Raw genomic sequence first — 23,104 nt, 5'->3', positions numbered from 1 at the left:
TAGCTACGACAACGCCTTGGCGGAAACAATAAATGGCTTGTACAAGGCCGAGATGATCCACCGACGAGCCCCCTGGAAAACCAAGGAGTCAGTGGAGCTGGCGACCTTGGAATGGGTGTCCTGGTTTAACCATCACAGGTTGCTCGAACCCATTGGTTATATCCCGCCTGCAGAAGCTTAGGCAAGCTACTACAGGCAACTCGCCGATCAGGCCGTTATTCTGGCCTGACTTTAACCAACCAGCCTCCATCAAAGCCGGGGCGGTTCAGTTCCCGCCTGGCAATATGGCTTGCGGGCCATCCAAGCACAGGGTCATAATTGAGACATAGATTATTGATACGCACTAGGATCCTGGGAGCCCCCGAGACCACCCAATAACTGCATTGAGCTCACCGCGTTGTCTACTGTGGAATAAGGAGACCGCGTGCTAAGGCTACAAGTGGCTTCGCTCGACTGGGCGTTGGCGCACGTCCGTCGATTCGGAGACACCGATAATCGATGTGTTTCGTGATCGACAAAAAATTTATTTGTTTTATTCAGCCAACTTCGCATCAAGCCTCCAAACGAAAATTATCATGCGAATTAAAAAGGTACAGGTAAAGAATTTTCGCTTACTGAAGAACACTGAACTATGCCTTGACGAGCACATGACATTGATCGTCGGCAGAAACAACAGTGGCAAAACGTCGCTTGCCGAACTTTTCAGGAGACTACTCTCAGAAAAGGCTGCCGGATTCAGCCTTGAGGACTTTTCGCTTGCGGCACATTCAGGATTTTGGGATGCACTCCAAATGGTGCGGCAGAAGCGGAAGGATACCGACGTGCGAACGGCCCTGCCCTCTATTGAGGTAACGCTCACAGTAGGCTATGACAAAGCGGCGGCAAGCTTTGGCCCGCTCTCGGACTTTATCGTTGATCTGGATCCCGATTGTGAGGAAGCGTGCGTTGATATTTGCTACCAGCTTGGCGACGGAAAGCTAAAGGTATTCCTCGGCGAGATCGAGGTGGACAATGAGGCAGATGAGGCCCTGCAAAAGGCGATATTGCTTCAGAAAATGAAAGAGTTGGTCCCAAAGCACTATTCGTGCAAGGTTTTCGCGAGGGATCCGAACGACCCGACTAATGAGCGGCCTTTGGAATGGGCAAAGCTCCGGGAACTCATCCAAGGGGATCTCGTCTCAGCCCAACGTGGAATCGACGATATCACCCATAAGGAAAACGACTCCCTGAGCAGGATCCTGAGCGCCTTGTTTGAATCGGCAGGCCAAGAGAATTCCCGAGAGGCAGACCAGCAGACCGTCAACACACTCAAAGAAGGGGTCAAAAACGTCCAGGAAAGCATCGACAAGAGCTTTAACGGACAGCTCACCAACCTCCTGCCAGCACTCAATCTCTTTGGATACAGGTTTCCCGACCCAAATATTCAGACTGAGACCAGTCTCGATGTAGGCCTCCTGCTCCGGAACCATACGAAAATCCGCTACGCCGGCGCCAATGGCATTAGCCTGCCAGAGGCTTACAACGGCCTCGGTACCCGCAACCTGATTTACATCCTGCTCAAACTGTTCGAGGCATTTAAATCCTTCAAGGCCCGAGGCAGCGAACCCGGCATGCACCTGATGTTCATTGAAGAGCCGGAGGCACACCTGCATCCCCAGATGCAGGAGGTTTTCGTCAGCAAGCTGGAAGTAATTGCCAAGTTGTTCGCAGACAGATACGGCGACGGGCAGCCGTGGCCCGTGCAATTCGTTGTGACGACCCATTCGTCGCACATGGCAAACAAAGCGGAATTCAATTCCATTCGGTATTTCCTGGCGATGCCAGATTCAGACGTGGCTGGCTCCTCCCGCACGAAGGTCAAGGACCTCAAGCTCAACTTCGGAGACCGCGAGAACAAGGACAACGAATTCCTCCACCAATACATGACGCTGACCCGCTGCGACCTCCTGTTCGCAGATAAGGTCATCCTCATTGAGGGCACGTCCGAGCGCCTACTGCTCCCCGTTATGATCGGGAAAGTTGATGCCGTCCTGGCCGACGCGGAGAAGCTAGAAAGCCAGTACATCAGCGTGCTGGAGGTCGGTGGAGCCTACTCGCACATATTTTTCCGGTTGCTCGATTTCCTAGAACTACCCGCGCTCATTATCACGGACCTGGACTCGGTAGATGCGGCCAGCGAGGCTTGTGTGGTTTCCAAGGGAGCAGGAACAAGCAATGCCAGCATCAAGGCCTGGTTCGACGTAGGCGCAATTTCTCCTCAAGAGCTATTGGAGAAAATAGAAGCTGACAAGATCAAGGGTGTTCGGCGGATAGCCTACCAGGTTCCGGAGCCGGGCGGTCCTGCATGCGGGCGCAGCCTGGAGGGTGCTTTCATGCTCGCCAATGCTGCCAAATTCTCGCTGAATGCCGCCGATTTAGAAAAGTCGGCTTGGGATAAGGCAGCGAAGGCAAAGAAGTCGGAATTCGCACTCAAGCATGCCATCCGCGATACCGACTGGGCGGTTCCACATTATATACGCGAGGGGCTCATCTGGCTCGCGAAGACGACAACAGAAGCCAGCGGTTCGAAGGCCGGCCAAGCGGCAGTACAAGCAGTTGAGGCGGGTTCTCATGGAAACTAACGTGGTTGCCGAAAATCCTGCCGTCGAGGCGGCGCGCAAGTCCTTAAACGAGATTTATGAATGCTTGGACGGCGGGAAGAGCTTCATCCTCGAGGCGGGCGCCGGTTCGGGAAAAACCCACTCGCTTGTGATGGCGTTGCGCTACCTGATAGGAAAAAAGGGGGACGAATTCGTTCGCCGGGGTAAACGGATCGCCTGTATCACCTACACAAACGTCGCAAGTGAAGAGATCACCTCTCGCACGGATGGTCACCCGGCGGTCTTTTCGGCGACTATCCACGCATTCTGTTGGTCGCTGATTAAGAGCTTCCAAGTGTTTCTACGCAAGGAGCTACCCAAACTGCCAAAATGGCAGGAAAGGCTGGACGAAGCTGGCGGCCTGGCCGGGAGAGAAATTGAATACGAGCTTGGCTTTGCCTCCGCCCGAAAGGAATATCCAAAAGTTTCGCTTCACCATGACGATGTGCTGCTACTAATGGTTGGGCTAATGGATCAGCCGAAGTTCCGGAAGCTGCTTGTTTCTAGGTACCCCGTCATTTTTATCGACGAGTATCAAGACACTAACAGGCAGTTCGTCAGCTCTATCATTGACAACTGCGTCAGGAAGGGCGAGGGGCCTCTGATTGGATTCTTCGGAGACAATTGGCAGCAGATCTACGGAGAGGAGGACACTTGTGGCCGGATCACCGACGATGCGTTGACGAAAGTCGAACAGAAATCAAACTTCCGCTCAGCGCCACCAGTAATTGAGGTTCTTAATAAGATGCGTCCCGAGCTGCCACAAGCCTTTTCAGACCCCGACGCGGAAGGAGAGGTTGCAGCCTATCACACGAATTCGTGGAAAGGGGCACGGCGGGACGGAAAGGGCGGGGGACATTGGAAGGGCGATCTCCCTGAAGAGACAGCCCATGCTTACCTCGAAGCACTGCGTAGAAAACTGGAAGCCGACGGCTGGGACATGTCGTCGGGCCAGACCAAAATACTCATGCTCACCCACGGGGTGCTCGCCTCCGAGCAAGGCTACAGGGGTATCGCGAAGGCGTTTTCGGGATTCAACAATTCCTACGCCAAGAAGGAAGACAGCCTCATCAAGTTCTTGTTGGAGGTAGTGGAGCCCATGGCTGTTGCGTACGAAGGCAAGCGCTTCGGCGAAATGTTCCGGGTTTTAGGAATGAAGATCCCGCAGATACGCCGGGCGAAAGACAAGCTCGAATGGGCTCGCGACATGTCGACATTGCTGCGGCTCCGCCAGGAGGCAACCATCAGGAAAGTAATAGACCACCTGAAGGCGACAGGGCGCCCTCGTTTACCAGATTCGATTCTGCAGAGGGAAAAGGAATTGCGGGAGTGGATGGAAGCGGGTGAAGCAGAGGAGTCTGGTTCCAAAGCACGCTTGAAGCAACTCCTCTCGATCAATTACACGGAAGTTATTGCACTCTCACAATTCGTGGACGAACACACACTGTTCTCGACGAAGCACGGGGTCAAGGGGGCGGAGTTCGAGAACGTGATCGTTGTCGCCGGTCGGGGGTGGAACAAATACGACTTCAACAAGCTGCTCGAGTACCTGGCGAATCCCGGAGACATCCCTGCTGACCGGTCCGCATATGAAAGGTGGCGCAACCTCTTCTACGTCGCCTGTTCCCGACCAAAGAAACGGCTAGCCGTGCTATTTACGCAGGAGCTCTCAGATACAGCGATCCAATGCCTTTCCAAGTTATTCGGCAGCAAAAATGTCTTCGATTTTTCACTTACATAGAAAAAATACGCAATACAGGCGATCTTAATCTCACCTCAAACAGCCACGACAAGGAAGGTAAAAACTAGTATCAAATCATCTTAGATCGGACATTCATGACTGAAGTGAGGGATGAAAGGCGGTTTCGACTGACAACCTGTCCTCACCCGCAAAAGGCCCGAACAACTCCCTCAGCAGACCTTCGGATCAAGACCGATCAATCCAGAACTTGGTACTGAAGTTATTCAGCCCTCGCGTGTAAGGATCAGCTTTTGCATGAAACGTTTGCGGAATAGCCGCTCCGTTTCCTCCCTCTCGGAAATAATCCCTGACCGAATAGAGTCCCAACTTCATCAAGTGCTCCCATTCGCGATATAGCTTTCCCTGTCGATCCTGCTCACATTTAGCAGCGCTAGGCCTCTGTCTCGACAGTGGCATGGTGTAGTCGCCACGCATATCGACATCGTGGGAAAAGGTGATACTTCCAGCTACCCATTCATTATCGATTGCTTGGCGCCAACGATAGCTCACTCGTGCAGTCACCCGTTCGCTGAAACGAAAGGGCGGCACGATCAGGTCGTCGATGTAGAAGAGTAACCCCTCCTTCTCTTCCACTTCGACCCTGTTCTTCATCTGTTGGACCGCATACACCAGATCGCTGCCAGCGCGACGGGCATCATACTTCGCCTCATCACGCTTCTTTGCTGCTTTCGCCTTGCCGTATTCCGTCAACGCCTTCTCTTAATGTCGAAGCCCTGCAGCCACGTACGTTCCGCAACTCTCGAGCCGGAGCGTTTGCAACGCATGCGGATTCTCCTCCTGCAGGCACTGCTCGATGAGCTTGCCTAGCATGCGGATATCAACCGCTTTCAGCGCATCCCGCTCACCTCGAGGAATGTTGATTTTGCCCATAGCTTTCACTCCCTGATCGTTGAGTCGATTGCAAATCGAATGAACCCGAGCAAGCTCGATCCGTACTCGGAAAAATTGTCAGCGTAGCTACAGATAACGGGCTGACCGAGCTGACTGTTTGCGGTCTGGATCTACATGACTACTCATGACCGATAGCCGTCATGCTAGCACAAAGGCATGACTGCTCACTTTGGCAAAAAAGCGAGCATCTGAAGAATTGATACGACAGAGCAAAGAAGAAGGGACCTGAGGCCCCTTCTCTCTTGTCAGACTCCGACGGACTTTATTCGCTCTAGTCACCGAACCAATCAAGCATCACTCCACCGTTACGCTCTTTGCCAGGTTGCGTGGCTTATCGACATCAGTACCGCGCTGCAAGGCCGCATGATAGGCGAGTATTTGCACTGGAACAGCGTGTACAACGGGGCTGAGGACTCCGGCATGTCGTGGGGTACGGATCACGTGGACGCCTTCTGATTCGCTGAAATGGCTGTCCAAGTCGGCGAAAACAAACAGTTCGCCACCGCGAGCGCGGACTTCCTGCATGTTGGATTTCACCTTTTCCAGCAAAACGTCGTTGGGGGCGATCACGACGACAGGCATGTTGTCGTCGACCAGGGCCAGGGGTCCATGCTTCAGCTCACCTGCGGGGTAGGCTTCTGCGTGGATATAGGAGATTTCCTTGAGTTTCAGCGCGCCTTCCAAGGCAATCGGGTAGTGGACGCCTCGCCCCAGGAACAAGGCATGTTCTTTGGGGGCAAATCGATCGGCCCAGATTTTGATCTGGGGTTCCAGGTTCAGCGCATGCTGTACGCTGCCTGGTAGATGTCTCAGTGCATCCAGGTAGCTTTGCTCTTGTGTGTCGCTCAAGCGGCCTTTGATTTTTGCCAGGGTCGCCGTCAAGGCGAACAGGGCCAGCAGTTGGGTGGTGAAGGCTTTGGTGGAGGCCACACCGATTTCTGCGCCTGCTCGGGTGTAGAACACCATTTCTGACGAGCGCGGGATGGCGCTTTCGCGGACGTTGCAGATCGAGAGGGTCTTGTCATGTCCTAGCGATTTTGCGTATTTCAAGGCCTCCATGGTGTCCAGTGTTTCTCCGGACTGGGAGAGGGTGACAACCAGCCAATTGGGGTTGGCGACCGCATCACGGTAGCGATATTCGCTGGCGATTTCCACTTGGCAAGGTACGCTGGCAATGGATTCCAGCCAATAGCGCGCCACCGACCCAGCATAGTAGCTGGTGCCGCACGCCAGGATCAGGACACCATCCACTTTGCTCAGTAGCTCTTTTGCATTGGCCCCGAACAGCTCTGGCACGAAACCGGCCTCCAATAAGGGCTCAATGGTGTCGGACAGGGCTTTGGGCTGCTCGTGGATTTCTTTTTGCATGAAGTGGCTGTAGGGGCCAAGCTCCAGCGATGCCAGCGATACATCACTGACATGGATCTTTCGCTCTGCTTTTTGACGATCTTTATCAAGAATCAGGATCTGGTCTCTGCGCAATTCTGCTACATCCCCCTCTTCCAGAAAGATGACACGGCGGGTGGCGGAAAGGATGGCGGATACATCCGATGCAACGAAATGTTCACCATCGCCCAGGCCGATCAGCAGTGGGCAGCCCATGCGTGCGCAGGCTAATACATCTGGCTGGTCTTTTGCGATGACTGCGATGGCATAGGCGCCGACCAGTTCGGTAACCGCTTTCTGCACCGCACTGAACAGGTTGCGATCTTGCACATAGTAAGAGTGGATCAGATGGGCGATGACTTCGGTATCGGTCTGCGATTCGAATTGATAGCCTTTTGCCTGGAGCGCTTGTCGCTTCTCATCGTGGTTTTCAATGATGCCATTGTGGACCACCGCAATGAGATCTCCAGAAACGTGGGGGTGTGCATTGGGCTCAGTAACGCCACCATGGGTGGCCCAGCGGGTATGCCCAATCCCAAGGCGCCCTGTCAGGTTGATTTCGTTGGCGGCGGCTTCCATTTCAGCCACTCTTCCCACCCGACGGACACGTTTGATCTCTGTGTCCAAGACAGCTATGCCCGCCGAGTCATAACCGCGATACTCCAGACGCTTCAGGCCCTCAACCAGCACCGGTACAATATTACGTTGAGCAATTGCTCCGACGATCCCACACATATTGATTACTCCTGCGAGAATGGCTTCCCACTTACCTATTTAGATTGAAACTTATTCTTTTGTTGGACGTTTCCAGGCTGGAATCGATATCTGACGTGCGCGAGCCAAGGTCAATTGATCCTCTGGGGCATGTTTTGTGATAGTGGAGCCAGCACCGACTGTTGCCCCCTTGGCAACCACAACCGGCGCAACGAGCATGGACCCTGAGCCAATGAACGCACCATCTTCAATCACGGTATTGTGCTTGTTCACGCCATCGTAATTACATGTGATAGTGCCAGCACCCACGTTGACGCCCTTACCTATTTTGGCATCACCCACATAACTCAGATGGTTGACCTTGGAGCCTTCACCAATTTCAGATTTTTTGACTTCAACAAAATTACCGATATGCACCCCATTTGCCAGCGACGCACCAGGCCGCAGGCGGGCATAGGGGCCGATCTTAGCACCCGCTCCGACAATTGCGTCTTCAATATGACTGAACGCAGAAATGTGGGTATCGGCGGCGATTTGCGCATTCTTGATGACGGTATTCGGGCCAATATGAACTCGATCCCCTAGCTTCACTTGACCTTCAAATACACAATTGACATCGATCACGACATCCCGACCGATATCCAACTGACCTCGAACATCGATTCTTGCCGGGTCCATGAGGGTCGCACCACGTATTAACAGCTGCTTGGCTTGTTCCTGTTGGTGGATACGCTCCAACTCAGCCAGTTGAACTTTACTGTTGACGCCAAAGGTCTCCCAACTATCTTGAGGATGGGCAGTGGCGATTTCCACGCCTTCCGCTACCGCCATACCGACCACGTCGGTCAGGTAGTACTCGCCTTGCGCGTTTTGATTCGAAAGGCTACTCAGCCACCTTTTCAGATACTTATTTGGCAGCAGCATGATGCCGGTATTGATTTCCCGAATGGCTCTTTCATCTACCGATGCATCCTTCTCCTCAACGATCCGTGTCACATGACCCGCTGCATCTCTTACGATACGGCCATATCCGGTTGCATCGGCAATAATATCGGTGAGAATGACCATTCGCTCACCTTGCGAAACTTCGATCATCTTTTGAAGTGTTTCGGCTCTGGTCAGCGGTACATCCCCATACAAGACAAGCGTCATGCCTTGCTCAAACAAAGTGGGCAACGCCATCTTGACAGCATGGCCCGTCCCAAGCTGTTGCTCCTGCAAAGCCCAAGCACAATCAATATCACTCAATGCATCACGAACGAGTTGCCCTCCATGCCCATACACAATGCAAAGCTGCTCCGGACGCAACTCAGATACGGTATCCACGACATGGCGCAGCATAGGCTTACCGGCAATTGCATGTAAAACCTTAGGCAAATCGGAATACATACGCTTCCCTTTACCTGCGGCCAAAATAACACATGCTAATTTCATATATCCACTCATCATAAAATACTGATTTGCTGATGCATCAAATGAAAAAGGCAGCCTAATGGCTGCCTTCCTCGCTAAGTACTACAAGCATGCGCACGAAAATCAATGACCTTTTTTGCGCAGCTTCTGAATCGCAGCCAACTGTGCAACAGCTTCAGCCAATTCGGCTTGCGCTTTTGCATAATCCAGATTCGCGGAACGATTCGATAATGCTTCTTCAGCCTGCTTCTTAGCTTCCAGCGCCTTGGCTTCATCCAGATCACCACCGCGAACGGCAGTATCCGCCAGGATGGTCACCACATGCGGCTGGACTTCAATCATGCCACCGGACACGAACACGAAAACCTCTTCGCCCGCGCCATTGGCCGGCACAATACGCACCGGCCCCGGCTTGATCATCGCTAAGAGCGGTGCGTGGCGGGGGTAAACACCAATCTCACCACCTTCTGCTGGCGCTACCAGAAACTCAGCTGTACCAGAGTAGATCGACTCTTCGCCGCTCACTACATCTACATGCATCGTCATCGCCATGATCCCTCCTAGTAAGTGCAAACGCGATTACTGCAGGGTCTTCGCTTTTTCGATTACTTCGTCAATAGTGCCGACCATGTAGAATGCCTGCTCTGGCAGGTGGTCATACTCACCACTGATGATGCCCTTGAAGCCTTTGATTGTATCCTTGAGCGATACATATTTACCGGGAGATCCCGTAAATACTTCCGCAACATGGAAAGGCTGTGACAAGAAGCGCTGAATCTTACGTGCGCGAGCAACGATGAGCTTGTCCTCAGGCGACAATTCATCCATCCCCAGAATCGCAATGATATCGCGCAATTCTTTATAACGCTGCAGCGTGGACTGAACACCACGTGCGACGTTGTAGTGCTCCTCACCCACAACCAGCGGGTCCAATTGGCGGGAAGTGGAATCCAGAGGATCAACCGCAGGATAAATACCCAACGCAGCGATATCACGGGACAAAACGACTGTCGCATCCAAGTGAGCAAACGTGGTAGCGGGTGACGGGTCAGTCAAGTCATCCGCAGGAACGTAAACAGCTTGAATGGAGGTAATCGAACCTGTCTTAGTCGATGTGATACGCTCCTGCAAGCGGCCCATTTCCTCTGCCAGGGTCGGTTGATAACCTACCGCAGAAGGCATACGACCCAGCAGCGCAGAAACCTCTGTACCAGCCAGGGTATAACGATAGATATTATCCACGAACAGCAGAACATCACGGCCCTTGCCAGATGCATCTTTCTCGTCGCGGAAATATTCAGCCATCGTCAGACCAGTCAGCGCAACACGCAGACGGTTCCCCGGAGGTTCATTCATCTGACCGTAGACCATTGCCACTTTATCAAGAACGTTCGAGTCCTTCATCTCGTGGTAGAAGTCATTACCCTCGCGAGTACGTTCACCTACACCGGCAAACACGGACAGACCGGAGTGGGCTTTGGCGATGTTGTTGATAAGTTCCATCATATTGACGGTCTTACCCACACCCGCACCACCGAACAAGCCGACTTTACCACCCTTTGCAAACGGGCAGAGCAAATCAATCACCTTAATGCCCGTTTCCAGCAACTCGGTCGCGGAACTCAACTCATCAAAAGCCGGGGCCTTGCGGTGAATTGCCCACTTGGCCTCAGACTCTACAGGCCCAGCCTCATCCACCGGGCTACCCAGCACATCCATAATACGGCCCAATGTAGCTTTACCTACTGGCACGGAAATTGGTGCGCCAGTATTAGCAACAGCGGTGCCACGCTTGATGCCATCTGTCGAACCCATTGCAATGGTACGTACTACGCCGTCGCCGAGCTGTTGCTGTACTTCCAGCGTCAGATCGCCTTCGGCCAACTTCAGCGCATCATAAACCTTCGGCATTGCGTCACGCGGAAATTCCACGTCAACAACTGCGCCGATGATCTGAACGATTTTACCTTGGCTCATCGTTGCTTCCTAAAACGTTAAATTCGGTTACCTATTGGCGATCTACGCTTACACTGCTGCTGCGCCGGATACGATCTCTGCCAATTCCTTGGTAATGGCAGCCTGACGGGTCTTGTTATAGACCAGCTTCAGTTCATCGATAATGTTGCCGGCATTGTCAGATGCCGCCTTCATTGCAACCATCCGGGCACTCTGTTCCGATGCCATGTTTTCAGCAACACCTTGATAAACCAAGGCGTCGATATAGCGCAGCAGCAACTGCTCTACAACGGTCTTCGGATCAGGCTCGTACAAGTAATCCCACGCATGCTCGCGATCACCCAGCTTCTCACCGCGAATTGGCAAGATCTGCTCTACAACTGGTTCCTGTTTCATCGTATTGATGAAATGGTTGTAGATGATATGCAGCTCATCAATCTTGCCTTCCAGATAGGCATCTACCTGCACTTTGATGGGACCGATAAGCGATTCCATGTGCGGCGTATCACCCAGACCTGCGACATGCGATACTACATTTGCACCCATGCGTTGCATAAAGCCGAAACCCTTGCCACCTATTGTCGTGACATCGACTTGCACACCTGCCTGGGTCCATTCTTTCATTTTGTTGACCGTGATTCGTAGTGCGTTGGTATTCAAGCCACCACACAAGCCTTTATCAGAGGTCACAACGATCAAACCCACTCGTTTGACCGTCTCGCGTACTGCGAAGAAAGGATGCTGGTAGTCCTGAAATGCTTGAGAAAGATGCGCCGCAACACGGCGCACCTTCTCACCGTAAGGGCGAATCGCTTTCATGCGATCCTGCGCCTTACGCATTTTGGATGCCGCAACCATCTCCATGGCACGCGTGATCTTTTGCGTGTTTTGCACGCTCTTGATCTTGTTGCGTATCTCTTTTCCGCTAGCCATGATCAGAACCTATCAAAGCAATATTTCGATTAGTAAGCCGAGCTTGCCTTGAACGATTCGATCGCAGCGCATACTTTCTTCTCGTCGTCACCGGACAATTCACCAGCTTCGTCGACACGCTTCAATACATCGGCCAAGTTTGCACGAGCATAAGAACGGAATGCCGATTCAAACGCCAGAGCCTTCTCAACAGGAATATCGTCGTAATAACCCTTGTTAACACCCAACAACGTCAGGGTCATTTCGGATACTTTCAACGGATGATATTGCCCTTGCTTCATCAGCTCTGTAACACGACGACCACGTTCAAGCTGCTTACGGGTTACATCATCCAGGTCAGATGCAAATTGCGCAAACGCAGCCAATTCACGATATTGCGCCAAGTCAGTACGAATGCCACCCGACAACTTCTTGATCGCTTTAGTCTGAGCCGCACCACCCACGCGAGATACTGAAATACCAGCGTTGATCGCAGGACGGATACCAGAGTTGAACAAATCCGTTTCCAGGAAGATCTGACCGTCGGTAATGGAAATCACGTTCGTCGGAACGAATGCAGAAACGTCACCGGCTTGGGTTTCAATGATTGGCAATGCAGTCAAAGAGCCTGTTTTACCTTTCACTTCACCATTGGTGAACTTTTCAACATATTCTTCGTTGACGCGAGCAGCACGCTCCAACAGGCGGGAGTGTAGATAGAACACGTCACCAGGGTATGCTTCACGGCCAGGCGGTCGACGCAGCAACAAGGAAATCTGCCGGTATGCAACAGCTTGCTTTGACAAATCGTCATATACAATCAATGCATCCTGACCACGATCACGGAAATATTCACCCATCGTGCAGCCAGAATATGCAGAAATGAATTGCATAGCCGCTGATTCAGAAGAGGAAGAAGCGACGATGATGGTGTGACCCATTGCACCATGCTCTTCGAGCTTGCGAACTACGTTTGCGATAGAAGATGCTTTTTGACCGATCGCAACGTAGATACAAATGACCCCAGTACCCTTCTGATTGATGATGGTATCCAGAGCAACCGCTGTCTTACCAGTCTGACGATCGCCAATGATCAGCTCACGCTGACCACGACCGATCGGCACCATCGCATCAATGGCTTTAAGGCCTGTCTGCATCGGTTGACCAACTGACTTACGGGCAATTACACCTGGTGCGATTTTTTCGATCGGGTTGGTCAATTTGGCATTGACCGGCCCTTTCCCATCAATTGGCTGACCTAGAGAGTTTACTACCCGACCGATCAATTCAGGACCAACAGGCACTTCCAGAATGCGACCAGTGCACTTGACTTCGTCGCCTTCAGAAATATGTTCGTACTCACCCAGAATTACCGCACCAACGGAATCGCGCTCCAGGTTGAGCGCCAAGCCGAAGGTATTATTTGGGAACTCCAACATTTCGCCCTGCATCACATCGGACAGGCCGTGGATGCGGACGATACCGTCAGTGACCGAGACCACGGTGCCTTTGGTGCGGCTTTCCGCGCCGTCAGCCAGGCCGGCGATCTTACTCTTGATCAGATCACTGATTTCAGAGGGGTTTAACTGCATGATATCTCCTAACTCTTAAGCCTGAACGCCATGGCTTGCAGCTTGCCACGAACGGATGCATCGATAACTTCATCACCAATTTCAATACGCACACCACCCAGCAATTCGGGGTCAACGCTGATTTGGGCATCCACTTTCTGCTTGAAGCGTGCCTCAAGCTTCGCAACAAGGGCTTGCAACTGTGCGCCATCCAATGGGAATGCGGACACGATGTGCGCGTCAACTGTGCTATTGAGTGCAGACTTCAACTGCTCGAACTGAATGGCAATCTCAGGCAACAACGTGAGACGCCCATTCTCTTGCAGTGTCTTGACCAAGTTCTTGACTTGATCATCAGCCTTGTCACCCAGCACATCAGACAACAATGACTGAACTTGACCGGCGGAAAACTTGGGATTGGTCACTACTTCCTTAACTTCATCATGACCAACCACGGCCGCCAGCACACTCAGCACATCAGACCACTTAGCGAACGCATTGCTTTCCTTGGCGAGGCGAAACAGCCCTTCTGCGTAAGGCCTAGCGACTGTAACGATTTCTGCCATGAGATTCTTACAATTCCGCTTGGATCGAGGCCAAAAGATCGGCATGCTTGCCTGCATCGATTTCCTTGCGCAGAATCTTTTCTGCGCCGGCTACCGCCAGACCAGCCACCTGAGCGCGTAACGCTTCTTTGGCTCGAAACACTTCTTGATCGATCTCCGCCAATACCGCAGCCTTTTCGCGATCACCTGCCTGACGAGCCTCTTCCTTGGCTTCATCAATCAATTGTGATGCACGTTTTTCAGCTTGGGCGATGATTTCGGATGCTTGTTGCTTGGCCTCGCGCAGCTTTTCAGCCGCAGCCTTTTCTGCATTTTTCAGATCCTGATTTGCACGATCTGCAGCAGCCAAGCCATCAGCGATGCGCTTGGCACGCTCATCCATCACCTGGGTCAGCGGAGGCCAAACAATCTTCATGGTGAAGATCACCAGCAGGGCGAAGGTAATCGCTTGCCCGATCAGTGATGCATTGATATCCATGGTTGTTTTTCCTCGTTAATTCAAAATCAGACCAATTTGATCCAAAAGTTGGATCAATTAGCCGGCGATACGAGCGAGGATCGGGCCCAGGAACGGGTTGTTAAAGGTGTACAGCATAGCAACACCAACACCGATCATGGAGATCGCGTCCAACAGACCAGCAATAATGAACAGCTTGGTTTGCAGCACGGGGATCATTTCCGGCTGGCGAGCAGAGGACTCCAAGAACTTGCCACCGAGGATTGCAAAGCCCAGAGCGGTACCGATCGCTGCCAAGCCAATGATGAAGGCGGCGGCGATAACGGTCAGGCCTTGTACGTTAGCAATCAGTTGTGCTGCTTCCATTTATATCTCCTAGATTAAGGACGTGTTACTAAAAAGGGTTTGAAATAACGATTACTGCTTCAAATTAGTGATCTTCTACCGCGAGGCTCAGATACACGATGGTCAACATCATGAATACAAACGCTTGCAGTGTTACCACCAGAATGTGGAAGATGGCCCAAGGCGCACCCAACACCCACTGAATCCACCACGGCAGCAGTGCAATCAGAATGAAGATCAGCTCGCCTGCATACATGTTACCGAACAGACGCAATGCAAGAGAGATCGGCTTCGCCAGCAATTCGATCAACTGGAAGGCAAAATTGACTGGTGCCAGTACGATAGCCATTGGCCCGCTTGCATGGAAAGGAGCAGTAAAGAGCTCTTTTGTATAACCACCCAAGCCTTTAGCGCTGATGCTGAACCCGATGATCAGGAACATGACCGAGATCGACATGGCAAATGTCTGGTTTACATCTGCTGTTGGAACAGCGCGCAGATAATGCACCCCAAACCAACTTGCGACCTTCGGTAACAGATCAACCGGCAAGAAGTCCATGGAGTTCATCAAGAACACCCAGACAAAAATGGTCAAGCTCAACGGGCCGATGACCTTGCTTTTGGCGTGGAATGCATCTTTGATTTGAGCGTCAACCATCTCGACGACCATCTCAACAAAGTTTTGCAGCCTACCTGGCACGCCAGAAGTGGCCCGACGCGCGGCCAAGCCAAAAACGAACAAAAAGATGAAGCCAAGGAACAAAGCAATCCAGAACGTATCTAGATTAAAACGCCAAAAGCCTTCGCCATGAGATTGCAGGAAGGTCAAGTGGTGCTTGATGTACTCGGTTGCATTTGCAGGTGCTTGTGCGTGTTCTGCCGACATTATTTTCAACCACTAGTTTTTGAACATAAGCGCTGCCCAGTATCCCAGCGTTGTCGCGAGATACCCCCCAAATAAAGCTGGCGCGGACAATTCATTTCGCAAAAAAATCACTGCTAACGCGAACATAATCACGACAGCAGTGAACTTGAGCATCTCTGCAGCAAAATGCGCCTTGATGATGACCTGAGGCGCACGATGGCGGTCGCCATTTGCCACGACCGCATAAACCAAGCTGGATATCACACCGATGGCCCCTCCCGCGAGAGAGGACAGTGCAACAACCTTGCCCGCTTGCCACCAAAGAATCACAGCCAGCAGACTAACAAAAAAAATTTGCAGGCTGATGACCCGGCTTACTTGGCGATTCAAGATTGCGGAACCCGGTCTTAAAAAACCTGCGGATTGTAGCCATGAAAAGCCTTAATAGTCAACACGATGATGGCAGAACAACTGCGTCAGGATTGATTTATCAGCGCTTTTTGATATTAGAATGTTCAAAAAGTGTTTCCTGACATGACTATGCTTTGGTTGGAAGTCGATATCCGATAGTTAGAATGAACGTTCGAATCCATAAATCTCAACGAAGACGGGCCAATAGACCGTCCAATTGATCCAGAGAGCCGTATTCGATGGTTATTTTCCCGGCTCCGCGCTTGCCAGACTGGATTCTGACTTTGGTGCCGATCGATTCTGAAATCTCTTCTTCCAATCTCAGGACGTCGGGGTCCGGCATGACCTGCTCCCGCGAAGCCAAGGGCTCCAACATCCGCTGCACCAACTTCTCTGTCTCTCGGACCGATAGCCCTCGATCAACGACCTGCTTGGCAAGCTCGATCTGCTGCATGACCGGCAGGCTCAATAGCGCCCGAGCATGCCCCATATCCAGATCACCTTCTGATACCATTTGGCGAACTGGCTCTGGCAGATTCAGCAAACGGAGCAAATTGGATACCGCACTGCGAGAGCGGCCCAGAACCTGGGCACACGAATCATGCGTCATGCCGAATTCATCCACCAGGCGCTGGATGCCGACTGCCTCTTCCAGTGGATTGAGGTCCTCACGCTGGATGTTCTCAATCAGTGCCATGGCGAGAGCGGCCTCATCCGCTACGACCCTGACCACTACAGGCACCTGCATCAGACCTGCCATTCTGGCCGCACGCCAGCGACGCTCACCGGCAATGATTTCGTACCCACCAGAGACCAGCAGGCGCACCAGAATTGGCTGCATCAAGCCTTGCGATTTGATTGATGCGGCCAATTCAGCCAGCGCCGTTTGATCCATCCTGGTGCGCGGCTGGTACTTACCAGGCTTGAGCTGGTCAATATGCAGAGTCAGCAGCTGGTCTGCCGGGGTATCCACACGCATTTCGCCAAGGAGCGCATCCAGGCCGCGCCCAAGCCCTTTCAATTTTGCCATACGTATTAACTAACCGTTGCTGCGGCGACTGGCGCCTTGCTTAGAATCTCTTGCGCCAAAGCCAAATAGGCTTGCGCCCCTCGGGACCCCTTGTCATAGGCCAATGCTGGCAGCCCATAGCTGGGCGCCTCTGCCAACCTGACATTTCGAGGAATGACAGTGTTGTATACCTTATCGCCGAAATGTTGCCTCAATTGCTCCGACACTTGCTGAGCCAATGTGCTACGTGGGTCATACATGGTGCGCAGCAGGCCTTCGATTTCGATTTGCGCGTTCAAACCCTGTCGGACTTTACGTAGGGTATTGATGAGATCAGTCAATCCTTCAAGCGCGTAGTATTCGCATTGCATCGGGATCATGACTCGCTCAGCGGCCACCAGGCCATTCAAGGTCAGCAGATTCAAGGCGGGCGGGCAATCAATCAGCACCAGATCGTATTGATCATGTAAAGGCGCCAATGCTTGTTTCAATCTGGCCTCTCGGTGCTCCAGATCCACCAGCTCGATTTCCGCCCCACCCAATTCGCGATTGGCGGGCAATACGTCGTATTCCCCGCCCTGGGACCGATGCAGGGCCGATCGGATATCCGCCCCTCCAAGCAAGACGTGGTAGACAGAGACGGGTAACTGGCCCTTTGCCACGCCGCTACCCATGGTTGCATTGCCTTGTGGGTCCAGATCCACCAGTAGCACACGCTTGCCGATTGAGGCAAAACTGGCAGCCAGATTGACTGCAGTAGTTGTTTTTCCGACCCCACCTTTTTGATTGGTGATGGCAATGATTCTAAGCATTGGGCACCGCCTGCATGATGATCAGGTGTCGTTCTGCGCCTAATCCTGGCACATGGAGAGGTACAACTTTGTCTACCACAATGTCTTTCGGTAACAACGCGATTTCTTCATAAGGATGCACGCCTTTCATGGCCAGCCAACGGCCATCGTCCGCCAGCAACGCGCGACTGAGACGCACAAAATCGCCCAGATCGGAAAACGCTCGCGAAGTGATGACATCATAGGGGTCTTCAGCCGTCAGCGCCTCAACCCTTCCGGTCACCACTTCCACATTGCTCAGCCCTAGATCAATGACTGCCTGCCGCAAGAAAGTCGTTTTCTTGTGGTTGCTATCGAGCAAGGTCAGCGACCAATCTGGGCGGGCAATGGCCCAGACCAAACCGGGCTGTCCGCCACCCGAGCCCACGTCCAACACTCGCTGGGCCGTCACATGTGGCAATGCTGCCAAGCAATCCAGCAGATGATGGCTGACCATTTTCGTATGATCACGAATTGCGGTCAGAGCGTATACCTTATTCCATTTTTCCAGCAAGGCCAGATAGTCAAGCAGCTTGCGCTGCACATCATCGGACAGCTCAAGGCCTAACTCATCGATACCTTGCTTCAGTTGTTCAGCAAGTATCATGCGGATTTCTTTCCTGTTTCTTCAAAGCCGCGCTTGAGATGGATCAAGAGCAGACCCACAGCGGCAGGCGTGATCCCGGATATACGGGAGGCTTGTCCCAATGTCTCGGGACGGTGAGTGTTCAATTTCTGCTGAACTTCTTTTGACAACCCTTTGACTTGCGCATAGTCAATGTCGGCAGGCAGCTTGACATGTTCCAGACTCTCGCGACGTGCGACTTCATCAGCCTGACGGTTGATATAGCCTTCGTATTTGACCTGAATCTCGACCTGTTCTGCAACCTCTACATCATCCACTGCATTGCCCGCAACCGGCAGGGTCATCAACTCAGCATAGGTGACATTGGGGCGGCGTAGCAGATCCGCCAGTCGGTACTCTCGCTCGATTGGTTGCCCGAGCACCCGCTCGGCATCCTCACGACTCACATTGCGTGGGTTGGCCCATGTGGATTTCAGTCGCTCAAACTCCGCTGCAATGGCGTCACGCTTGCGGCAGAACGCATCCCACTGCGCATCACCTACCACGCCCAGCTCACGTCCGATTTCAGTCAGGCGCAGATCGGCATTGTCTTCCCGTAGCTGCAGACGGAATTCTGCACGGCTGGTGAACATGCGATAGGGCTCGGTTACCCCGCGAGTGATCAGATCATCGACCAGCACGCCAATATAGGCCTGGTCACGCGCAGGGCACCAGGGCGCTCGCTCCTGCACCTGCAACGCCGCGTTGATACCAGCAAACAGGCCTTGCGCAGCCGCTTCTTCATAGCCGGTGGTGCCATTGATCTGGCCAGCAAAGAACAAGCCGTTGATCGACTTGGTTTCGAAGCTGGACTTCAAATTACGCGGGTCATAGTAATCGTATTCTATGGCGTAGCCAGGACGCAGGATGTGCGCCTGCTCCAGCCCGCGCATCGAGCGCACCGCCGCCAATTGGATGTCGAAGGGTAGCGAGGTGGAGATTCCATTGGGATAGATCTCGTTGGTTTGCAAGCCCTCTGGCTCCAGAAAAATCTGGTGGCTGTTCTTGTCGGCAAAGCGATTGATTTTGTCCTCAATCGAGGGGCAATAACGCGGGCCGACACCTTCAATGATCCCCGTGAACATAGGTGAGCGATCAAAACCCGAGCGGATGATCTCATGGGTTCGTTCATTGGTATGGGTGATCCAACAAGGCAGTTGCTTGGGGTGAAGGGCGCGTGAGCCACGGTAGGAGAAAACCGGCTCAGGCGCATCGCCGGGCTGGGCCTCCAAGGCACTGTAATCGATGGTCCGCCCATCAATGCGTGGGGGTGTGCCTGTTTTCAAGCGGCCAACCGGTAGCTGCAATTCTCGTAAACGACCAGCCAGGGTGAGCGAGGCAGAGTCCCCAGCGCGCCCACCCACATGGTTTTCCAGCCCAACGTGGATTTTCCCCCCCAGAAAGGTGCCTGCCGTGAGCACCACTGCACGCGCCATGAAACGGATGCCAATCTGGGTGACGACTCCGCTGACACGCTCACCTTGCAACAGAATGTCATCGACTGCCTGCTGGAACAGCGTCAAATTGGGTTGATTTTCCAACATGCCACGAATGGCTGCTTTGTACAGCACGCGATCGGCCTGCGCACGCGTGGCGCGCACCGCTGGGCCTTTGGAGGAATTCAGCGTGCGGAACTGGATGCCACCCATATCGGTGGCGAGTGCCATGGCGCCGCCCAGGGCGTCTACCTCTTTGACCAGATGCCCCTTGCCGATTCCGCCAATGGACGGGTTGCAGGACATTTGCCCCAAAGTCTCAATATTGTGGGTCAGCAGCAAGGTGTTTGCGCCCATGCGTGCCGCTGCCAACGCAGCCTCAGTACCGGCATGGCCGCCACCTACCACGATCACGTCAAATTCGGTTGGATACAACATGGCCACAATCCACAAAGCTTGCAAAAGGGCGGAGATTTTACGCGATATAGGCAAAAAATACCAGCAACAACACCATGTTTTTCAATTAAAACAGTACGTTAACCATGATCAAATGATTCAGTTCGTATACTTGCAAGCTTGCTCCAGTGAAAAAACTTGTCTTCAATGAAACTTGAAGCATGTGAATTCGCCTAAATATACGTAGTACCACGCATCGTTGGGTGTTGTACCAGGAGGATGCCATGTCTGCTGTTCGCCACGCCGCGGTGGCCGGGTCATTTTACCCAGGCCAACATGATCAATTGATGCGGACGGTAGATGACTTGATTGTCGATGCAGCTCGTCATCAGTCTTTACCCCATCCTCCCAAGGCCATCATCGCCCCCCACGCTGGCTATGTTTATTCGGGCTCGGTCGCGGCAAAGGTCTATGCGGCACTACGGCCATTTCACGCGCAAATTGAGCGGGTGGTGCTGCTGGGCCCCACCCATCGGGTACCGGTGAAGGGCCTGGCGCTACCAGACTGCGAAGCCTTCGCCACACCGCTGGGTACGGTTCCCATCGATCAGTCCAGCTGCCGTCGTCTGATCAGTCTTCCGCAAGTTGAAACCAGCGCGGCGGCACATGCCCTGGAACACTCACTGGAGGTGCATCTCCCTTTTTTGCAACATGTTCTCGATCATTTCACGCTGGTTCCTCTGGCGGTGGGTGACGCCAGCACACAAGAGGTGGCCGATGTGCTGAATCTGTTATGGGGTGGGCGTGAAACGCTGATCGTCGTGAGCTCCGATCTTTCGCACTATTTGCCGTACAGCCTGGCGCAGCGGGTTGATCATGACACCTGTGAATCGATTCTGGAGCTGCATGATCAGATCAATCACCAGCAAGCGTGTGGCGCAACACCAATCCGTGGCTTGCTGCAGGTGGCCCGTCAACGACAGCTGAAGCCCTTCTTGATGGATTTGCGCAACTCAGGCGATACTGCTGGCGATAAGGAACGAGTGGTCGGTTACGCTGCATTTGCCTTTTTGGAGGCCGATCATGCTGGATGAACGACTGGGCACCCTCTTGCTCGCGCTGGCACGTGAGGCCATTGTCAGCCAGCTCGGCCAATCCGCCATCAAAAAACCAGACACCCAGGCGCTGTCCCGACCAGGGGCTTGTTTCATCACACTCAAGCGGCAGGGTGCATTACGGGGCTGCATGGGCAGCCTGGAAGCGCATCAATCACTTGCTGAAGATATCATCCACAATGCGGTGGCCGCAGCCTTGCATGACCCTCGCTTTCCGCCAGTGTCGATTGAGGAGCTGGGCGAAACCACCATCGAGGTATCCGTATTGACCGCACCCGAGCCTGTCACGGTCGCCAATGAGGCAGAATTGCTTGCCATGCTGAGGCCAGGGGTCGATGGCGTGACGTTGCGGTGTGGTTGCCGCCAAGCGACGTTTCTACCCCAAGTATGGGAGCAGCTGCCCGCCCCCACTGCGTTCATACAACAATTGAAACGCAAGGCAGGCTGGTCGGCGGATTTCTGGTCGCCAGACATGATTGTCACCCGCTACCAGGTTCAGAAGTTCACCGAGCCGCCACTCCGCTGAGGATTGATCATGACCAAGCATCACCCGGCCCAGTATTGGCACATGCTTGATGACGGGCGCCTGCAATGCGACCTGTGCCCACGAGACTGTAGGTTACATGAAGGCCAGCGAGGCCTGTGTTTTGTCCGGATGCGCCAGCAAGATGCCATGGTGCTGACAACTTATGGCCGCTCGTCTGGCTTTTGTATCGACCCGATCGAGAAGAAACCCCTCAGTCACTTCTACCCTGGCTCCAGCGCGCTGAGCTTTGGAACGGCAGGTTGCAACCTGGCCTGCAAGTTCTGCCAGAACTGGGATATCTCCAAATCCCACGAGATGGACACCCTGGCCGATGCCGCGCGCCCCGAGCGCATTGCCCAAGCAGCCGCCCAGCATGGTTGCCGCAGCGTCGCCTTTACCTACAACGACCCGGTCATCTTTGCCGAATACGCCATGGATGTCGCGGATGCCTGCCATGCCATGGACATCCAGACCGTGGCCGTGACGGCAGGCTATCTCCACGACCACCCCAGACGGGCGTTCTTTGCCAAGATGGATGCGGCCAATGTTGACCTGAAGGGCTTCACCGATGAGTTTTACGTCAAACTGTGTGGGGCCAGGTTGTCACCCATTCTGGACACGCTGCTTTACCTGAAACATGAAACGCAGGTTTGGTTGGAGATTACGACGCTATTGATTCCAACACTCAACGACAGCACCCAGGAAATCACACGGCTCTGCGAATGGATCATGAATGAACTGGGGCCGGACGTGCCATTGCATTTCACGGCTTTCCACCCTGATTACAAGCTGGGCGATCTGCCCGCCACGCCTGCCAGCACGCTTCATCATGCCAGGCACATCGCTCGCCAGACGGGGCTGCACTATGTGTATACCGGCAATATTATCGATATCGAAGGGGGAACCACCTATTGCCCAAGCTGCCAAAAACCCGTGGTAGTACGTGATTGGCATGCGCTGCTGACATACGATATAGATGCGAATGGCTGTTGCGCACATTGCCAGACCCCATTGCAAGGGCGATTCTCATCAGGAGAGAAACCATTTGGCCGCCGACGAATCCCAATCCATATAGCAGATTACTCAACTGATCTCTGACGAGCGGCCATGTCAAGGCCCAGTCTGTAAAGCTCAGACCAAGCCAATGCCATGCGGAAAAACCGGCAGACATCACGTCAAGCGGTTTCCCCAATCGTCCATCACAGAAACAGATGTATAATCCATATCAGGATGCCGCGCCCTATGCGGCTTTTTGAGGCTTACGCAATGGACTCCAGTA

The 23,104-nt window shown here is 53.2% G+C and carries 23 protein-coding genes; 6 read left to right on the top strand and 17 right to left on the bottom strand.

Annotation, left to right across the window (positions count from 1 at the left end):
• From HNQ59_RS06635 to HNQ59_RS06625, 3 genes are all read left to right on the top strand, one after another.
• A partial coding sequence (locus HNQ59_RS06635) for an integrase core domain-containing protein (RefSeq protein WP_184036790.1) occupies nucleotides 1-181 on the top strand: 181 nt, incomplete at its 5' end.
• A 394-nt stretch (nucleotides 182-575) separates the two neighbouring features.
• Entirely contained in the window at nucleotides 576-2,621 is a 2,046-nt protein-coding gene (locus HNQ59_RS06630; protein WP_184036788.1) for an ATP-dependent nuclease, read from the top strand.
• Nucleotides 2,611-4,380: a UvrD-helicase domain-containing protein gene (locus HNQ59_RS06625; protein WP_184036785.1), complete on the top strand. Its 1,770-nt coding sequence runs from the start codon at nucleotides 2,611-2,613 to the stop codon at nucleotides 4,378-4,380. Before HNQ59_RS06630 ends, HNQ59_RS06625 begins: the two co-directional genes overlap by 11 nt.
• A gap of 186 nt (nucleotides 4,381-4,566) precedes the next feature.
• Here HNQ59_RS06625 and HNQ59_RS06620 read toward each other — a convergent pair whose 3' ends face one another.
• From HNQ59_RS06620 to mnmG, 17 genes are all read right to left on the bottom strand, one after another.
• Nucleotides 4,567-5,091, bottom strand: a complete 525-nt coding sequence (locus HNQ59_RS06620; protein WP_246490880.1) for a hypothetical protein — start codon at nucleotides 5,089-5,091, stop codon at nucleotides 4,567-4,569.
• Between the two features lie 9 nt (nucleotides 5,092-5,100).
• On the bottom strand, nucleotides 5,101-5,271 hold the full coding sequence (locus HNQ59_RS19585; protein WP_246490879.1) for a hypothetical protein: 171 nt from the start codon (nucleotides 5,269-5,271) through the stop codon (nucleotides 5,101-5,103).
• A 315-nt stretch (nucleotides 5,272-5,586) separates the two neighbouring features.
• Entirely contained in the window at nucleotides 5,587-7,413 is a 1,827-nt protein-coding gene (glmS, locus tag HNQ59_RS06615) for a glutamine--fructose-6-phosphate transaminase (isomerizing) (RefSeq protein WP_184036782.1), read from the bottom strand.
• Between the two features lie 51 nt (nucleotides 7,414-7,464).
• Nucleotides 7,465-8,841: a bifunctional UDP-N-acetylglucosamine diphosphorylase/glucosamine-1-phosphate N-acetyltransferase GlmU gene (glmU, locus tag HNQ59_RS06610; RefSeq protein ID WP_246490878.1), complete on the bottom strand. Its 1,377-nt coding sequence runs from the start codon at nucleotides 8,839-8,841 to the stop codon at nucleotides 7,465-7,467.
• A gap of 87 nt (nucleotides 8,842-8,928) precedes the next feature.
• Nucleotides 8,929-9,357: a F0F1 ATP synthase subunit epsilon gene (locus tag HNQ59_RS06605; RefSeq protein WP_184036780.1), complete on the bottom strand. Its 429-nt coding sequence runs from the start codon at nucleotides 9,355-9,357 to the stop codon at nucleotides 8,929-8,931.
• 27 nt (nucleotides 9,358-9,384) lie between these two features.
• The gene (atpD, locus tag HNQ59_RS06600) at nucleotides 9,385-10,782 is read right to left on the bottom strand and encodes a F0F1 ATP synthase subunit beta (protein WP_184036777.1); all 1,398 of its coding nucleotides are present in this window, start codon (nucleotides 10,780-10,782) and stop codon (nucleotides 9,385-9,387) included.
• Between the two features lie 48 nt (nucleotides 10,783-10,830).
• Nucleotides 10,831-11,694, bottom strand: a complete 864-nt coding sequence (atpG, locus tag HNQ59_RS06595) for a F0F1 ATP synthase subunit gamma (protein ID WP_184036774.1) — start codon at nucleotides 11,692-11,694, stop codon at nucleotides 10,831-10,833.
• 29 nt (nucleotides 11,695-11,723) lie between these two features.
• Complete coding sequence (gene atpA, locus HNQ59_RS06590) at nucleotides 11,724-13,265, bottom strand: F0F1 ATP synthase subunit alpha (RefSeq protein WP_184036771.1); 1,542 nt, start codon at nucleotides 13,263-13,265, stop codon at nucleotides 11,724-11,726.
• Between the two features lie 8 nt (nucleotides 13,266-13,273).
• Nucleotides 13,274-13,867 (bottom strand): F0F1 ATP synthase subunit delta, encoded by a 594-nt coding sequence (locus HNQ59_RS06585; RefSeq protein ID WP_246490877.1) that lies wholly within the window; start codon nucleotides 13,865-13,867, stop codon nucleotides 13,274-13,276.
• Complete coding sequence (locus HNQ59_RS06580) at nucleotides 13,818-14,288, bottom strand: F0F1 ATP synthase subunit B (RefSeq protein ID WP_184036768.1); 471 nt, start codon at nucleotides 14,286-14,288, stop codon at nucleotides 13,818-13,820. The genes HNQ59_RS06585 and HNQ59_RS06580 overlap by 50 nt, the downstream gene beginning before the upstream one ends.
• A gap of 57 nt (nucleotides 14,289-14,345) precedes the next feature.
• Nucleotides 14,346-14,633: a F0F1 ATP synthase subunit C gene (gene atpE, locus HNQ59_RS06575; protein WP_184036765.1), complete on the bottom strand. Its 288-nt coding sequence runs from the start codon at nucleotides 14,631-14,633 to the stop codon at nucleotides 14,346-14,348.
• Between the two features lie 64 nt (nucleotides 14,634-14,697).
• Nucleotides 14,698-15,498, bottom strand: coding sequence for a F0F1 ATP synthase subunit A (gene atpB, locus HNQ59_RS06570; protein WP_184036763.1), 801 nt, complete (start codon nucleotides 15,496-15,498; stop codon nucleotides 14,698-14,700).
• A 12-nt stretch (nucleotides 15,499-15,510) separates the two neighbouring features.
• Nucleotides 15,511-15,867, bottom strand: a complete 357-nt coding sequence (locus HNQ59_RS06565; protein WP_184036761.1) for an ATP synthase subunit I — start codon at nucleotides 15,865-15,867, stop codon at nucleotides 15,511-15,513.
• Between the two features lie 208 nt (nucleotides 15,868-16,075).
• Nucleotides 16,076-16,918 carry a ParB/RepB/Spo0J family partition protein gene (locus tag HNQ59_RS06560; protein WP_184036759.1) on the bottom strand — a complete coding sequence of 281 codons (843 nt, stop codon included), beginning with the start codon at nucleotides 16,916-16,918 and terminating at the stop codon, nucleotides 16,076-16,078.
• A gap of 5 nt (nucleotides 16,919-16,923) precedes the next feature.
• Nucleotides 16,924-17,709 (bottom strand): ParA family protein, encoded by a 786-nt coding sequence (locus HNQ59_RS06555; RefSeq protein ID WP_184036757.1) that lies wholly within the window; start codon nucleotides 17,707-17,709, stop codon nucleotides 16,924-16,926.
• Nucleotides 17,702-18,334 (bottom strand): 16S rRNA (guanine(527)-N(7))-methyltransferase RsmG, encoded by a 633-nt coding sequence (rsmG, locus tag HNQ59_RS06550; RefSeq protein WP_184036755.1) that lies wholly within the window; start codon nucleotides 18,332-18,334, stop codon nucleotides 17,702-17,704. Before rsmG ends, HNQ59_RS06555 begins: the two co-directional genes overlap by 8 nt.
• Nucleotides 18,331-20,226 carry a tRNA uridine-5-carboxymethylaminomethyl(34) synthesis enzyme MnmG gene (gene mnmG, locus HNQ59_RS06545; RefSeq protein ID WP_184036752.1) on the bottom strand — a complete coding sequence of 632 codons (1,896 nt, stop codon included), beginning with the start codon at nucleotides 20,224-20,226 and terminating at the stop codon, nucleotides 18,331-18,333. Before mnmG ends, rsmG begins: the two co-directional genes overlap by 4 nt.
• Before the next feature lie 242 nt (nucleotides 20,227-20,468).
• On the opposite strand from mnmG, the gene amrB reads away from it, so the two are divergent.
• From amrB to amrS, 3 genes are read left to right on the top strand one after another with little or no spacing between them, the layout of a single operon-like run.
• Nucleotides 20,469-21,278: an AmmeMemoRadiSam system protein B gene (gene amrB, locus HNQ59_RS06540; protein WP_184036749.1), complete on the top strand. Its 810-nt coding sequence runs from the start codon at nucleotides 20,469-20,471 to the stop codon at nucleotides 21,276-21,278.
• Complete coding sequence (gene amrA / locus HNQ59_RS06535) at nucleotides 21,268-21,825, top strand: AmmeMemoRadiSam system protein A (protein WP_184036746.1); 558 nt, start codon at nucleotides 21,268-21,270, stop codon at nucleotides 21,823-21,825. The genes amrB and amrA overlap by 11 nt, the downstream gene beginning before the upstream one ends.
• A 9-nt stretch (nucleotides 21,826-21,834) precedes the next feature.
• Nucleotides 21,835-22,923 (top strand): AmmeMemoRadiSam system radical SAM enzyme, encoded by a 1,089-nt coding sequence (gene amrS / locus HNQ59_RS06530; protein WP_184036743.1) that lies wholly within the window; start codon nucleotides 21,835-21,837, stop codon nucleotides 22,921-22,923.
• The last annotated feature ends 181 nt before the right edge of the window (nucleotides 22,924-23,104 follow it).

Source organism: Chitinivorax tropicus (genome assembly GCF_014202905.1).
In the GTDB taxonomy this organism is placed as follows: Bacteria; Pseudomonadota; Gammaproteobacteria; order Burkholderiales; family SCOH01; genus Chitinivorax; species Chitinivorax tropicus.
The sequence above is the reverse complement of the archived record's forward strand: the minus strand, read 5'-3'. Positions and strand labels throughout refer to the sequence as shown.